Raw genomic sequence first — 15,207 nt, forward strand, 5'->3', positions numbered from 1 at the left:
ATGAACGATCTGAACAGGGCCTGGCTGGGTGTGGTCTCCGCGGACCACACCCGGCGGGCGGTCGACGGCGGTTTCATCCAGCTCAACCACGGCAAGCGGTACGGCGTGGCCCGGCTCCGCAAGGGCGACGGTTTCGCGATCTACTCCCCGACCGAGCGGTACGGCGAGAAGACTCCGCTGCGAGCGTTCACCGCACTCGGAGTGGTCGCCGACGACGCGCCGTACCAGGCCGAACCGATGAGTATGGGCGCGCGCGGGACGATCGAGCCGTGGCGGCGGCGGATCGAGTTCCTGCCGGTACGTCGGGCCGCGCTGCACGACCTCGACCTGAAGCTCACCCGCCAGGCGAACTGGGGTTACCAGCTCCGCCGCGGTCTCGTCCCGCTCGATCCGGACGATTTCGCGGTCCTTCGGGAGGCCATGTCAATTCCGTGAGGTCGCGTTCGACGTAGGAGTATGAACACGACATTCCGGCGGTTGCTGATCAACACCCTGGTCGCGAACGTGACGACCACGTTCCTGAGCTTCGGCTTCGCGTTCTGGGTGTACCTGGTGACGCACTCGGTGCTCGCGGCGTCGCTCGTCTCCGGCGTTTCGATGCTCATCGGGGCCGCCTCCGGGACGATCTTCGGGGCGGTCGTCGACGCGCACCGCAAGAAGACCGCGATGGCGCTGTCGTCCTCGATTACGGGCGTCGCCTTCGCGCTCGCCGGCGTCCTGTACGCCGTGGCCGGCCGCGGCCTCACCGACTGGCACGGGCCGTGGTTCTGGGTGTTCACACTGCTCGTCCTGGTTGGCAGCACGGCCGGTCAGCTCCGCAGCATCGCGCTGTCCACCGCCGTGACCCTGCTCGTCCCGGCCGACCGCCGCGACAAGGCGAACGGCCTGGTCGGCACGGTCAACGGCGTCGCCCACCTGATCACCAGCGTCCTGAGCGGCCTGTCCGTCGGGTTCGTCGGCATGGGCGGCACGGTCGCGATCGCCGTCGTGTTCACCGTCGCCGTCCTCGTCCACCTGCTGCTCGCGATCCGCCTCGACGAACCGCGGCCGGAGCACCACGAGCGGGCCCGGATCGACGTCCGGAACGCGTGGCGGACGATGCGCGCCGTGCCCGGGCTGCTTCCGCTGGTGCTGTTCAGCACGTTCAACAACCTGATCATGGGTGTGTTCATGGCGCTGATGGACCCGTACGGGCTGAACCTGTTCTCGGTCCAGTCGTGGGGCGTGGTCCTCGGCATCACCAGCATCGGCTTCATCGCCGGCGGTGCGCTGGTGGCCCGCTTCGGGCTCGGCCGCTCGCCGCTGCGGTTGCTGCTGCTGGCGAACGTCGGCATCGCGGTCGTCGGCATGGGGACGGCGGTGCGCGAGTGGCAGTCGCTGCTGGTGCTCGGGATGTTCGGGTTCATGCTGGTGGTCCCGATCGCCGAGGCGGCCGAGCAGACGATCCTGCAGCGGATGGTCCCGTTCGAGAAGCAGGGCCGGGTGTTCGGGTTCGCGCAGAGCATCGAGACCGCGTCGACCCCGATCGCGGCGTTCGCGGTCGGCCCGGCGGCGCAGTTCCTGCTCATCCCGTACATGGACTCGGCGTCCGGCCGCAGTACGTTCGGCTGGTTGCTCGGCGCCGGGCAGGCGCGCGGCATCGCCCTCGCGTTCGTCGCCGCGAGCCTGTTGATGCTGATCGTCGTCCTGCTCGCCTTCCTGAGCGCGGCCTACCGCCGGCTGGACCTCAGCTACCAGGCGGAGCCGGTGCCCGCATAGCGAGCAGCCTGTCGGCGATCGCGCTCTCGATCGTCGCACGATCGCCCATCCAGCGGGCTGCGTCGGCTTGCCCGAGCCATACCTGGATCAGCTCGCTCAGCACCTGGAGGTGGTTTCTGGTCACGCTGAGGAAGAGGTTCGGTCCGGTCCAACCGAGTTCGCCGCCGGCAGCGGTGTACGCGGTCAGGATCCTCCTGATCCGCTGGGGATCGCCGGCTCCGAAGATATAGGCGGCCCGACCTGCTTCGAGGGCTGCGCTGTCGGTGCGGACGGCGTCCCAGTCCACCAGGACAGGCCCGGAGGAAGAGTTGACGAGGTTGTGGGGCTTGAAGTCGCCATGGGTTGTCACGAGATCCGGTACGCCGTCGCAGAGCTCGGCGATGCGTGTGGTCGCCGCGCCGATGTCCGGAAGCCGATCCGCCCATGAAGCGCCGAGCCTGCGCGCCTCGGCGAACCAGCGGTCCCAGGTTGCGGGTGAGTGGACCGCCTGGCGCCACCACTGAGGCAAGCCGCCCGAGCCGAGGGGCTGCAGCTGATGGACCTGCGCCATCGTGCGGCCGAACCAGCTGGAGACGTCAAGCCCAGGGTCGCGGTGCATCGCCGACCTGTCGAGCGCACCAAGGAGGTAATTGAGCCGCTCCCCCGCTGCTCGACCCATCGGTAGACGCGGAAGAGCCGCTCATCGATCCGGGTCACCCAGCCCAGCAGTGGATCGGCAGGCGCGACCGGCTCCGGCATGTCCACCCCGGCCTCGAGCGCCAACCGCTCGAACTCCATCGCCACCGCCAGCTGACCGGTCAGGTCCTCGAAGTACCCCTTCACGAAGTAGCTTCCGGTGCTGGTGTCGAGCCGCCAGGCCTCCGCGTCACCGCGCCTGACCAGGACGAGACCGCCGGCCGGCACACCCAGCTCGAACGCCCGCACAACGTCCTCCGGACCGGCCGTGAGCAGCTTTCCTCCCAGGTTGCTGTCCTCCGGGCAGTATAGGTTCGGTTCATGGTGGCCGTTGGTGATGACGTGTCGGTGGAGAGCGCGCGGCGGATTGCCCTGCGGGCGCAGGGGTTCGGCAGTGCGCGGGGGCGAGTGGACGTACGACGGGTGCGGAAAGCGATCCGGCGGGCCGGCGTACTGCAGCTGGACTCGGTCAACGTGGTGTGCCGGTCGCACTACCTGCCGGCGTTCGCGCGGGTGGGGAACTACTCGCGGGCGAGCCTGGACCGGATGAGCTGGGGCGCGCACCGGGAGCTGTTCGAGTACTTCTGGGGCCACAAGGCCGCCCTGCTCCCGTTGGACGTCTTCCCGTTGATGCGGTGGCGGATGCTGGCCGCCGAGCGACAGGTGTGGGATGACGAGCTGAGCCCGGACGTGACCGCGCCGTGGTCGGTCGTCGCGGGGATGCGCCGGCTGACGGCGGAGCGGCCCGGGTACGTCGACCAGGTCCTCCGGCTCGTCACGGAGCAAGGGCCGCTGACCGCGGGCGAGGCGAGCCCGGACGGCGTACGCCGCAAGCGCAGCGATCCGCACCCGGATCCGTCCACCGGCACGATGTGGAACTGGCAGGACGCGAAGATCGCGATCGAGTACCTGTTCTGCACGGGCCAGGTGACGATCGCGGGCCGTCGGCATTTCGAGCGGATCTACGACCTGACCGAGCGCGTGCTACCCGCCGGCGTCCTCGACGCGCCGGTGCCGACCGCCGACGAGGCACGGCGTGAGCTGGTCCGGATCGCGGCGCGTGGTCTGGGGATCGCGACGCTGAAGGAGCTCTGCGGCGGCAGCGGTCAGGCGCACTTTCCGTTGCCGGCCGCAACCGGTCGCGAGGTGATCGCCGATCTGGTCGACGCCGGCGACCTGGTGCCCGTGCGGGTCGAGGGCGTCAAGCAGCAGTCGTACCGGTGGCACGAAGCGGAGGACCGGCCGGTCGAGGCGCAGACGCTGTTGTCGCCGTTCGATCCGCTGATCTGGAACCGCGACCGCACGCACCACCTGTTCGACTTCTTCTACCGGATCAGCATCTACACGCCCGCACTGCAGCGCGTCCACGGGTACTACGTGCTTCCGTTCCTCCTCGGCGACCGGCTGGTCGCCCGCGTCGACCTCAAGGCCGACCGCCAGAACTCGACTCTGGTCGTGCCGACCCTCACCGCCGAGCCGGGCGCCCCCGATTTCGTCGAGCAGTTGGCGGCCGAGCTCCACCTGATGGCGGACTGGCTCGACCTCGAGCACATCGCCGTCCCCGCCGATGGGCGTACGGCGGCTCAGCTGACCGAGCGGATCCGGGTCACGAGTACGCCGGCCAGAAGCGTGACCGCGGACGCCGAGAAGTAGAGCACCGGGTAGCCGCCCAGGTGTTTGACGATCGGCGCGGCGATGACCGGCGCCAGCACCTGCGGCAACGAGTTCGCGATGTTGATGACGCCGAGATCCTTGCCGCGGTCGCGTGCGCTCGGCAGGACCTCGGTCAGCAGCGCGAAGTCCACCGACAGGTACACGCCGAAGCCGGCACCGAGGATGATCGCCCCGAGAATCGCGCCCGGCCAGCTCGGCCACACCGCGAGGACGACCCCGGCCACCGCCATCACCCAGCCGGACGCGGTGACGAACACCTTCCGCCTGCCCGACCGGTCCGACCACCGCCCGAAGCCGATCGCGGTCACCAGCACGCACACGCTGTAGATGGCGGTCAGGATCAGGACGCCGGTGTCCGGGTCGTCGACGCCGACCTCGTCCTGCAGGTAGTAGAAGAGGTACAGCGTGCCCAACGCGTTGCCCACGTTGAACAGGAACCGCGTCAGCCACGCCCAGCCGAAGTCCGGGTAGCGGCGCGGGCTGATCCAGAAGCCTTTCAGGAACTCGCCGAGCACGAACGGCGGGCGCTCCGTCAGCGGGACGTCGTCGCTGCGGAACAGGTACGGAACGACCGACAACAGCAGGAACGCGGCGCAGGCGAGGTACCCGAGCGTGAAGCTCCCGAACGCGGCCGCGAGCGCCGTCCCGACCAGCGCGCCGAGGACCTGGGAGATGGCGACCCAGCCGCCGACCACTCCACGTTGGGCGACCGGGACGCGGTCCGGTACGACGGCAGTGGCCGCGGCGAGGAGTGCGTTGCCGAACAGCTGCATCAGGCACCAGCCGACGAGCATCAGCGCGATCAGGTGTGCGCCGGACAGGATCCCGAGACCGATGGCACCACCAACGGCACCGGCGATCACCCACGGAACGCGGCGGCCGTGGCGGGACGTGGTCCGGTCCGAGAGCGCACCGAAGGCCGGATTCGCCACCACGGACACTGCCGCACCGACACCGGTGACGAGGCCGAAAACGTATTCCTTGTTGCCCGGCGCAACAGCCTCCGACTGCTTCGCCAGCAGCACCTGGATCGGCCCGAGCCAGGCGGCGAACACCCCGACATTCGCCAGCACCACGGCCGCCGTCCACCCGCCCCGCACCCGGACGGTCGGCTCTGCCAAGGCGGACGGCACCACGCCGGGCTCGGGAATCATCGCCGGTTCTGGGCGATCAGGGCCTGGAGCCAGAAGTACGACGCTTTCGGCGTGCGCTCGAGGGTCTCGAAGTCGACGTGCACCAGACCGAACCGCTGCGAATACCCGGCCGCCCACTCGAAGTTGTCGAGCAGCGACCACTGGAAGTACCCGCGGACATCGATCCCGGCGTCGATCGCGCCCTTCAACGACCGCAGGTAGCCGTCCAGGTAGTCGATCCGGCGCTGATCGGTCACCACCCCGTCGACAGGACCGTCGTTGATCGCGCACCCGTTCTCGGTGATGTAGATCGGCGGCAGCTTGTCGCCGTACCGCTCCTTGAAGGTCCGCAGGATCTCGCCGAACGCCTCCGGCACCACCGGCCACCCGAAGTCCGTGGTCGGGTAGCCCTCGAGCCGGCGGGGTTCGAACGGCAAGCCGGGCGGCAGCTGAACGCCGTCGGTCGCCGCGGTGTCCGGCTGACCGGTGGCAACGCCGACGGAGACCGGCGCGTAGTGGTTGATACCGAAGAAGTCGAGCGGGGTCGAGATCACCGCGAGGTCGTCCGCGACCGGCCCCGGCATCGCGTCGCCCATACCCGCCGGATACTCGCCGAGCAGGATCGGATCGGCGAACAACCAGTTGACCAGGTTGTCGTAGAGCGCCGCCGCTTCCTTGTCCTCCGCGCTGTCGGTCGCGGGCCAGGTCGGCGCGTGGTTCGACGCGATGCCGATCGTCCGGGCCCCGGCGGCCCGCAGCGCCTGCACCGCGCGGCCGTGGGCGAGCAGCTGGTGGTGCGCGACCGGGAGCGCGTCGAACAGCAGCTCCTTGCCGGGCGCGTGCGCGCCGAGCGAGTACCCCATCAACGTCAGCACCACCGGCTCGTTGATCGTGATCCACAGCGGCACCCGGTCCGCGAAGCGCGCGCCCAGGATCGCGGCGTACTCGGCGAACCGGTCGGTGATGTCGCGGGACAGCCAGCCCCCGGCATCCTCGAGCGGTTGTGGGGTGTCCCAGTGGTACAGCGTCGGCGCCGGCTGGATCCCGGCGCCGAGCAGCGTGTCGATCAGCCGGTCGTAGAAGTCCAGGCCGGCCGCGTTTCCCGGACCACTCCCCGACGGCTGGATCCGCGGCCAGGCGAACGAGAACCGGTAGGTGTCCACGCCGAGCTCACGCATCAGCGCGATGTCCTCGGCGTACCGGTGGTAGTGGTCGCACGCCACCGCGCCGGTGTCGCCGTTCAGGATCCGGCCGGGCTCGGCGCAGAACGTGTCCCAGGTGGAGGGACCGCGGCCGTCCTCGGCCACGGCACCCTCGATCTGGTACGCCGACGTCGAGACCCCCCACCGGAAACCGGCCGGAAACGTCAGCTCAGCTCTCATTCGCATCGTCCTCGTCGGGTGTCGTGTCCTCGGCGCGCGGCGGCTCGATCTTCCGGACGACCACCGCCGTGCCGTAGGCGGCCACCTCGCTCATGGTCTGCGCGATCTCGTTGCAGTCGAAGCGCATCGCGAGGATCGCGTTCGCGCCCATCTGCTGCGCCATCTGGCACATCCGCATCACGGCGACGTGCCGCGACTCGGCCAGCATCTGGGTGTACTCCGGCACCTCGCCACCGCCGAGCGACCGGAAGCTCGCGGTGAAGTTCGACCCGATGTTGCGGCTGCGCACCGTCAGCCCGAAGACCTCCCCGAACACCTGCTCCGCGGTGTAGCCGGGCAGGTCGTTCATGGTCGAGACGAGCACCGGGTACGGCGACCCCTGAGGGGCGACGTGCGGTGCTGCGGGCTGAGCGGGCTGGGCCGGCTGGCTGTAGCTCTGCTGCTGATATCCCTGCTGCTGATACCCCTGCTGCGGAGGACCCTGCTGGTACCCCTGCTGCGCCGGACCTTGGTACCCGGGCGGCGGGCCCTGCTGGTAACCGGGCTGCTGCGGCGGATACGGCTGGTTCGGGGGAAAGTTCTGGTTCATGCGCCCATGGTGACAGGCGCCGGGGTATCACCACCTGAAGACTTGCAGCTCGTAGAGTGAATAGCCGTACGACGTCGCGCGCTGGGTCCCCGTCACCCGCACGAACCGGGCCGGTACGGCGCCGAAGCGGACCACGTCCTGGCCACCGTCACCGGCTGTCGTCGCGTACACCTGCTGCCAGGTGGACCCATCGCGGGACACCTCGACCTTGTACGCCCGCGCATACGCGGCCTCCCAGTGCAGCACCACCCGGCTGACCGGCTGCTCGTTGCCGAGGTCAACCGTCAGCCACTGCGGATCGGACCAGTCGCTGGCCCACCGGGTGTTCAGTTTCCCGTCCACCGCCTGGGCCGGCGGCGAGTTGTACCAGCCCTTCTCGTAGCTGCTCGCGGTCGCCGTCTTCCCGGCCGCCAGGTTGCTGACGTCGTCGCCGCGCTTCGCCGGGAACTCGACCACCTGCTGGTACGTCGGCCGGTTGACCCACGCGATCCGATCCTGGGTGATGCCGCCCATCGGGTTGTGCGCGATCTGGTCGGCGCAGAACTGGTCGCCCGCCGCGCAGTCCGCGGTCGCCGGGTAGGTCGTCGACGCCGGGACCTTGGTCGCCGCCAGCAATGTCTCGGTGAGGGTGGTGCGGCAGGCGGCCAGTGACCCGCTGCCGCAGAAGGTGACTGGCTGGTCCGCCTGTACGGGGTCGCCGAGGACCTTTCGGAGGTCGCGCTGGACGAAGCCCCACCAGCCGCTCTGGAAGGCGGATCCCTGGGCGCTCGGGCGCTCGTCGATCTTCAAGTTGGCGGTCAGTGCGCCGTAGAGGTCCGGCCCCAGGGCCTTGAACTGTGCAGGGACGAGCAGGGGCCACCATGCGTCGAGCACACGGATGGCGTCGGCGTTGTCGTACGTGCGGGATGCTGCGCTGGGGGTCTTGCGATGCGCGCCGGCCTGTTGCCAGGCGGTCAGTTTCGCGACCGCGTCGGCGACCGCGGGGTCCGTGATCGGTGCGGACTTGAGGACTCTCAGGAGGTAGGGCAGGACCTGGTCGCCGCGGAGGTCGACCGTGGCCGCGTCCTCCATCGCCTCGACCAGCTTGCCCCGGGTGAACTTCTGGCCGCTGCCGATGACCGCCTTGATCCGGTCGTCCAACGGCTGGCTCCGGTAGACCGCGTTGTAGCCCCACTGGCCGTCCGACGCCGAGTACCCGGGCGCCTGCTTGTTGTTCCAACTGGTCAGGTAGTCCTGGTTCACCACTTGCGGGTGCTGCACCGCCGGCGTGTACGTCGCGCGGTTCGTGACCGGGTTCCAGCCCTGCCACTCGTACGAGCTCCAGGTCGGCAGGTTCGGGTCGGCGCCGGCCGCGCGGACCGGGTTGTCACCGGAGTTGAAGTACGCGATCGAGTCCTTGTCGGCGTAGAACCAGTTGAAGGTGTACCCGATGTTCGCGGCCGCCTTCTGGAAGTCGGCGGCGGACTTGACCTTGTCCGGGTCGTTGAACTGCATGAACCCGAGCGCCGACCCCGCTTCGTTGCCGTACGTCGAGCGGTTCCTGGTGAACAGCACCGGCGTTCCGCCGACCGTGCCGCGATGCGTGACGATGCCGTACTTGGTGCGTAGAGCAACCAGCGTGTACGACCCGGCGGGCTCCGACGAGCCGAGGCTGGAGTACCACGCGTTGTGCCGCTCGAGCCGCTCGATCGGCACGCACTGGCCGCGGAAAACGTAGTACTGCGACGTTTTCGTCGGCGTTCCGCCGTTCGGCTCGCACAGCGGCACGGCGAACGTGTCGGTGATGTCCTGGCCCGCCGACGTGGCGCTCCACGAGTAGTCGGGGCCGCGGCCGATCAGCGTGTAGAAGTTCAGGCCGGCGAACGCGATCCCGCGCGAGCTGACGCCGGGCCCCTGGAGCTCCTGGCGAAGCAGCAACTGCGGGGCGAAGTACCCGGTCTGCGGGCCGTAGACCGCGACCGGGCGGCCCGACTGGGTGTGCGCGCCGGAAACCAGGAGGGCGTTCGACATACCCTTCTTTCCGAAACCTTCCGGAAAGAGTCCGCCGTCGAAGATTCCGCGCAGGCTCTCCGCGTTGTCCGGGGCCGGTACGGCGGCGGACGTCTTGCCGGCCGTCTGGTCGATCACCTCGGGCTCCGACGTGACCGAGCCGCGATCCGGCAGCGCACGGCCGGCCGGGTTCGGCCCGGTCGTCCCGTACGGGAAGGTCGCGCCGTTGTGCACCGTCGTACTGGCTTCCGGGTCGTTCTGGGAACGGAACGACTCCCACACCTTGGTGCCCTGGGCAACGCCGTACTTCGCCTGTGCCTCGAGCAGCGCCAGCGCCGACGTCACCTCGGAGCCGCCGCCGGTGCCGAAGATGCCCGCGACCACGGCCGCGGTCGCGACCACGTCCGTCACCTTCCAGTGCGGCGTCGGCCACTGCAGGCCGAGGGCGACGTATTCGCCGGGGTACGCGATGCCGACCGTGTCGATGTAGTGGTTGACGCCGTCCACCCAGGCCTGGATGTCCTGCTGCATCTTCACGCCGTCGGCGCCGTACAAGTCGTCCGCGTCGTCGAACTGCCGCTGCAGATCGGCCTCGGTGTACGGCGCGGTCCGCCAGAACTCCTGCTCGAACTCCCGGTTCGCCGCCGCGCCGCCCGCGAACGGCGTCAGCTGGCCGCGGCCGAGGTGCCGGAACACGTCCATCACGAACAGCCGGTCCTGCGCGCCGGCGTACCCCGCACCGAACATCGTGCCCAGCCGCGTGGTCCCGGTGATGTGCGGGATGCCGCGCGACTTGTCGCGGACGATCGTCACGTCGCTGCGCGGCTGGACGGTGCTTGCCACGTCGTCCGGTTTCACCCCGAACGACGAGTCGTCGAAGTACGGCGCGAGACCCGCGTCCGTGATGCCCTGCGAGTTCCAGACCAGGTCCTGGTACGGCTTCACCGTGTCGCTGAAGTGCGCCGGACGGACCCCCAACGCCTTGAAAGCAAGGAGATCCGTGAAGGTTGCGTTGCCGTTCTGCCCGGGCGGCAGGATGTCACGACATTGCTCCAGGCAATAGTCAGTGGGGCTCGCGGCAACAGCCTGGGGCGCTGCCTGGGTCGGCGCCGGCAGAGCCGCCAGGACAGCGGTGACGGCGGCCACGGCGATCGTCGTACGAAGGCGGGTTCGGAGTGCGGGGCGGGGCACGGTCCCTCCTCAGGTCGGTAAAAGTGAGAATGACTCACGAGTAGCTTCGGGTCAAGATCTTGACTGCTCTCGGACTCTCGCCAATTGCTGTCCGTGACCACTACGCTCGGCAACACCATGAGCATCCACGATCGTTATCGGTTGAGTGTGGTGATCAACGCCAAGGGGACGTACACCCCGCTGGGGGTGTCGAGGAGCTCCGACGGGGTGGCGGCGGTCGCCCAGGCATTGCCCGAGTTCTTCGACATGGACGAGCTCGGCGACCGGGCCAGTGAAGCCATCGCGCAGGTGACCGGCGCCCAGGCCGGCGCCGTCGTGCACTGCACCGCGGCCGGTATCACGCTCGCCGCCGCGGCCACGATGACCGGCGGCGACCCCCGGCGTACGGCGGCGTTGCCGGACGCAACGGAGATGCACAACCGCGTCGTGCTGCCGGCCTGCCACGTCATCGACTACGGCCACTCCAACCTGCAGGGCATCAGGCTGGCCGGCGCGCAGGTCGACCTGGCCGGCGACGAGGACGGCTGCACGATCGACGATCTGGAGGCCGAGCTCGACGGCCCGGACGTCGCCTGCCTGATGCTGGTGTCGTCGCGGTTGACGCGCGGCGAGCCGATCGACCTGGTCGCCGCGATCCGGGCCGCGCACCGCCGCGGCGTACCGGCGATCATCGACGGTGCCGCGCAGTTCCCGCGGATCGCGGACCTGCTCGCGACGGGTGCGGACCTGGTGCTGGTGAGCGGGCAGAAGTACCTCGGCTCGCCGACCGCCGGACTGGCGGCCGGGAGCTGGAGCCTGGTGCAGGCACTGCGGGCCCAGGAGAAAGGCATCGGGCGGGTGATGAAGCCGACGAAGGAAGCGATCGTCGGCGTTCTCGCGGCCCTCGAGGAGTGGCAGGCGTTCGACCGGGTGAAGTGGGAGGCCGACGAGCTCGCCAAGGTGGACGCGTTCGTCGACGCGGCCTCGCGGATCCCCGGCATCACCGCCGTGGCGGTGCAGGATCCCACCGGCCTGCAGGTGTCCCGGGTCCGGCTGACGGTCCCGGACGCGAAACGTGTCGCCACCGAACTGGAGGCCGGCACACCACCGATCTACGTGATGATCGACCGCATGGCCGAGGACGAACTCATGCTGGAGCTCGTCCCACTCGACGCGGACGAGATCGCCACCGTCCTCGCCCGCCTCTGGGCCGTCCTGACCTGACACAAGAAACGGTGGGCTTGACCAGGAAATACCCTGTCCAAGCCCACCGTTCGTTGTTCAAGCCTGTGCGGCTCAGTGCTGGTACGACTTCCCGTCGGTACGGCGGGGGCCGTTGCCGCTGCGGCGCGGGCCGTTGCCGCCGCGGCTGTACTGGCCGCCTCCCGGGCGGGTGCTGCCGAAGCGGCGACCGCCCTTGTTGCCGCGCGGCTTCGGGGCCGGCAGCTTCACCGGGTACCCGGACGGCTTGTTGCCGCCGGTCAGCTCCGTCACGAGCTCGTCGCCCGGACGCGCCCGGACCGGCTCGGCCTTCACGCCGGCCGACTCGGCCATCCGCATCATCCCGCGCCGCTGGTGCGGCAGAACGAGCGTGACGACGGCGCCCTTGCCGCCCGCACGCGCCGTACGGCCGGCGCGGTGCAGGTAGTCCTTGTGCTCGGCCGGCGGGTCGGCCTGGACGACCAGCCCGACGTCGTCGACGTGGATGCCCCGGGCCGCGACATCCGTTGCCACGAGCACCGGAACGGAACCGTCCTTGAACTGCTCCAGCGTCCGGTTCCGTGCGCCCTGGGCCAGGCCGCCGTGCAGGGCCGCGGCCATCACGCCGCGGTCGCGCAGCTGTGTCGCGATCCGGTCGGCGCCCAGCTTGGTACGGACGAAGACGATGGTCCGGCCGTCACGACTGGCCAGCTCCGCGGTCAGGGACTGCTTGTGCGCCGGCTCGATCACCAGCAGGTGATGCTCCATCGTGCTGACCGTCGCCTGCCCGGACTCGGTCGAGTGCTGCACCGGGTCCTTCAGGTAGGTCCGCACGATCTTGTCGACGTCGTTGTCGAGGGTCGCGGAGAACAGCAGCCGCTGGCCCTCGGCGGGCGTCATGTCGAGCAGCGTGGTGACGGCCGGCATGAAGCCCATGTCGCACATGTGGTCGGCCTCGTCGAGGACCGAGATCTCCACCGCGCCCAGATCCGCCGCGCCCTGTTCGCACAGGTCGATCAGGCGGCCCGGGGTGGCGATCAGCAGGTCGACGCCGCGGCGCAGCGACTCGATCTGCTTCGGGTACGGCAGGCCGCCGGCGATCAGCTTCAGCGACACGTTCATCACGTGCGCGAGCGGCTCGAGCGCGTCGTGCACCTGCATCGCGAGCTCACGGGTCGGCACCAGGATCATGCCGCGCGGACGGCGCGACTCGGTCCGGCCGCCGGCCAGCCGCATCAGCGTCGGGAGACCGAAGCCGAGCGTCTTGCCGGAACCGGTCTGGCCGCGACCGAGCACGTCCTTGCCGGCCAGCGCGTCCGGGATGGTCGCGGCCTGGATCGGGAACGGCGTGGTGATCCCGTCCCGGGCCAGCCGCTGCACGAGCCGCGGCGCGAGGCCGAGCGCGGCAAACTGGTTGTCCTCAGCAACAGTACCGAGGTCCACCGGCTGCTCCGCCTGCTCGTTCCGCCGGTCGTCCCGCTGCACTCGCTCGTCCCTCCGATAGCTCTTGTCGTCCCGCTCGAAACGGGGCCGGTCCTCCCGGCTGTACTGCGACCGGTTGTCCCGGTTGTACTGCGGACGGTCGTCCCGGTTGAAGCGCGGCCGCTCATCCCGGTTGAAGCGCGGCCGGTCGGTCCGCTCACCCTGCGAACGGTCGTCCCGCCGGTACGACGAACGCTCGTCACGGTTGTACTGCGGACGCTCGTCCCGGTTGAAGCGCGGGCGCTCGTCACGGTTGTACTGCGGACGGTCATCGCGGTTGAAGCGCGGACGCTCATCGCGGTTGTACTGCGGGCGGTCGTCGCGGTTGTACTGCGGGCGGTCGTCACGGTTGAAGCGCGGACGCTCATCGCGGTTGTACTGCGGGCGGTCGTCGCGGTTGTACTGCGGACGGTCGTCACGGTTGAAGCGCGGACGCTCGTCACGGTTGTACTGCGGGCGGTCGTCGCGGTTGTACGGACGGTCGTCGCGGTTGCGCTGGCCGCGGTCGGGGCGGGGCTGCTCGGAGCGGTAGCCCTTCACCGGCGCACGGTCCGCGCGCGGTGCGTCGTACGTCGCGTCCGCGGCCATCCGCTCGCCGTACGACTGGTTCTGGTGCTTCTTGTGCCGGGGCTTCTTGGTCCGCCCGTCGGCGGACTCGGGGTCGTGCTGGTGGTGCTGGGTCACGCAAACTCTCTCTCGGATTCACGGACGATTGGCGCCGGATCGCAGCCGCACGTGAGCGCCGGTCACGAAAACATGACCGGACAAAGCTACGTACTTCAGCAGGAGACGGGCATCGACCTGCGGGTGCTATCGCGTTGCACCCATGTCGCCGGGATCTTCAGCCGGATGCTGAAACCGACGGGTCGGAGCGCCTGGGAACATCTCTGGTGACGCGACGCGCGCACCGACACCAGAAAAGTATAACCGATCGTGACGACCGCCCCGACCACCCGCCGCGGACCAGACCACCCGCCCAACTGGTGCTCTCGGCACCCGTCGCCACACAGTTCAAGCGTTGTTGAGTTTTTGGAATGCCGTCCTAGGGTGGCGGTATGGGAGAGGAGAACGTCCCCAGCAAAGAGCATTGGCTCTCGATCGGGGAGATCGCGCAGCGGTCCGGGGTGGCGGCGTCGGCGTTACGGTTCTACGAGGATCAGGGACTGATCGCGTCCCGGCGGACGGCCGGCAACCAGCGGCAGTACCAGCGCAGCACGCTGCGGCGGATCGCGTTCGTGCAGGCGGCGCAGCGGGTCGGTCTCGCGCTCGCCGAGATCAAACAGGCGCTGGACTCGCTCCCCGAGGACCGGACGCCGACCCGCGCCGACTGGAGCAAGCTCTCGAAGTCCTGGCGCAGCCGCCTGGACGAGCGGATCTCCGAGCTCGAACGGCTCCGTGACGACCTCGACTCGTGCATCGGGTGCGGCTGCCTCAGCCTCCAGCGCTGCAACCTCTACAACAAGGAAGACCGCCTCTCCACCCGCGGTCCCGGCGCCCGCCTGCTCAACGTCGGCATCCCCGGCGAGGCCTAGGGCCTAGCTCAGGAACCCACGCTCCACCACGTCGACCAGCAGCTCGGCGGCGGCCGCGGCGTCGTACGCCGGATCGGCGAGCGACTCGGCCACGATCGCGTCGATTCCGCCGCCGATCAGCAGCGCGGCGGACCGCAGATCCACCGGCTCCGTCACCCCGCGAGCAGCACGGGCCGCGGCCAGCAGGTCCGCGACCGCGGACCAGCGCGCCTTCGAGTCGGTCAACGGGGCCACCGACGTCATCGCCTCGATGAGCATCCGCACATGCCGCGGCCGCTCCCGCAGATGTCCGACCATCGACCGGACGTACGCCGACACGCCGTCCGCCGGACCCGCGGCCCCGACAGCCGCGCCGACAGTCGCCACCACCGCCGCCAGCACGTGCTGATAGGCGGCCTCGACGAGGGCCTGTCTGGACGGGAAGTGGTACAGCACGCCGGCCTTCGTGATCCCGGCGCTCTCCGCGATCCGCCCGAGCGACGCCGCGGCGTACCCGCGATCCGCGACGAGCTCGATCGTGACGTCGACCAGCTGTGCGCGGCGGGCTTCCTCGGTGAACGTCAGGTTCCGGCCGCGCGCTGAAGGCATGGCCTCAACTTACCGTATGGTGGGATTACTTACCA

The 15,207-nt window shown here is 69.6% G+C and carries 12 protein-coding genes; 5 read left to right on the plus strand and 7 right to left on the minus strand.

The genetic code is table 11. The annotated features are described in order from the left end of the window. Together AB0I12_RS25480 and AB0I12_RS25485 are read left to right on the plus strand one after the other, a co-directional pair. Complete coding sequence (locus tag AB0I12_RS25480) at positions 1-435, plus strand: EVE domain-containing protein (protein WP_359934086.1); 435 nt, start codon at positions 1-3, stop codon at positions 433-435. Positions 436-456: 21 nt separating this feature from the next. Beyond that, on the plus strand, positions 457-1,758 hold the full coding sequence (locus tag AB0I12_RS25485) for an MFS transporter (RefSeq protein ID WP_359934088.1): 1,302 nt from the start codon (positions 457-459) through the stop codon (positions 1,756-1,758). Here AB0I12_RS25485 and AB0I12_RS25490 read toward each other — a convergent pair. After that, a complete protein-coding gene (locus tag AB0I12_RS25490) occupies positions 1,727-2,416 on the minus strand; it encodes a phosphotransferase (RefSeq protein WP_359934090.1) in 690 nt (229 codons plus the stop codon). The two genes, AB0I12_RS25485 and AB0I12_RS25490, sit on opposite strands and share 32 nt — an antisense overlap. 338 nt (positions 2,417-2,754) lie before the next feature. Between AB0I12_RS25490 and AB0I12_RS25495 the strand changes: the two genes are divergently transcribed. Next, positions 2,755-4,086: a crosslink repair DNA glycosylase YcaQ family protein gene (locus tag AB0I12_RS25495; protein ID WP_359934092.1), complete on the plus strand. Its 1,332-nt coding sequence runs from the start codon at positions 2,755-2,757 to the stop codon at positions 4,084-4,086. Here the strand turns inward: AB0I12_RS25495 and AB0I12_RS25500 are convergent. From AB0I12_RS25500 to AB0I12_RS25515, 4 genes are read right to left on the minus strand one after another with little or no spacing between them, the layout of a single operon-like run. Then, positions 4,017-5,261, minus strand: coding sequence for an MFS transporter (locus tag AB0I12_RS25500; protein WP_359934094.1), 1,245 nt, complete (start codon positions 5,259-5,261; stop codon positions 4,017-4,019). The genes AB0I12_RS25495 and AB0I12_RS25500 overlap by 70 nt on opposite strands. Further along, positions 5,258-6,622, minus strand: coding sequence for a GH1 family beta-glucosidase (locus tag AB0I12_RS25505; protein WP_359934096.1), 1,365 nt, complete (start codon positions 6,620-6,622; stop codon positions 5,258-5,260). The genes AB0I12_RS25500 and AB0I12_RS25505 overlap by 4 nt, the downstream gene beginning before the upstream one ends. Next, the gene (locus AB0I12_RS25510) at positions 6,612-7,211 is read right to left on the minus strand and encodes a YbjQ family protein (protein ID WP_359934098.1); all 600 of its coding nucleotides are present in this window, start codon (positions 7,209-7,211) and stop codon (positions 6,612-6,614) included. The genes AB0I12_RS25505 and AB0I12_RS25510 overlap by 11 nt, the downstream gene beginning before the upstream one ends. 27 nt (positions 7,212-7,238) lie before the next feature. After that, positions 7,239-10,391, minus strand: a complete 3,153-nt coding sequence (locus tag AB0I12_RS25515; protein ID WP_359934100.1) for a penicillin acylase family protein — start codon at positions 10,389-10,391, stop codon at positions 7,239-7,241. 117 nt (positions 10,392-10,508) lie between these two features. Here AB0I12_RS25515 and AB0I12_RS25520 point away from each other — a divergent pair, with 117 nt between their 5' ends. After that, complete coding sequence (locus AB0I12_RS25520; RefSeq protein WP_359934102.1) at positions 10,509-11,594, plus strand: aminotransferase class V-fold PLP-dependent enzyme; 1,086 nt, start codon at positions 10,509-10,511, stop codon at positions 11,592-11,594. A 72-nt stretch (positions 11,595-11,666) separates the two neighbouring features. Here AB0I12_RS25520 and AB0I12_RS25525 read toward each other — a convergent pair whose 3' ends face one another. After that, positions 11,667-13,736 carry a DEAD/DEAH box helicase gene (locus tag AB0I12_RS25525; RefSeq protein ID WP_359934104.1) on the minus strand — a complete coding sequence of 690 codons (2,070 nt, stop codon included), beginning with the start codon at positions 13,734-13,736 and terminating at the stop codon, positions 11,667-11,669. Between the two features lie 371 nt (positions 13,737-14,107). Between AB0I12_RS25525 and soxR the strand changes: the two genes are divergently transcribed. Next, the gene (soxR, locus tag AB0I12_RS25530) at positions 14,108-14,584 is read left to right on the plus strand and encodes a redox-sensitive transcriptional activator SoxR (RefSeq protein ID WP_355695902.1); all 477 of its coding nucleotides are present in this window, start codon (positions 14,108-14,110) and stop codon (positions 14,582-14,584) included. A gap of 3 nt (positions 14,585-14,587) precedes the next feature. Here the strand turns inward: soxR and AB0I12_RS25535 are convergent, their stop codons facing one another. Then, a complete protein-coding gene (locus tag AB0I12_RS25535; protein WP_359934107.1) occupies positions 14,588-15,172 on the minus strand; it encodes a helix-turn-helix domain-containing protein in 585 nt (194 codons plus the stop codon). Positions 15,173-15,207: the final 35 nt, after the last annotated feature.

The sequence above is a fragment of the Kribbella sp. NPDC050459 genome, from assembly GCF_040655315.1.
GTDB lineage: Bacteria > Actinomycetota > Actinomycetes > Propionibacteriales > Kribbellaceae > Kribbella.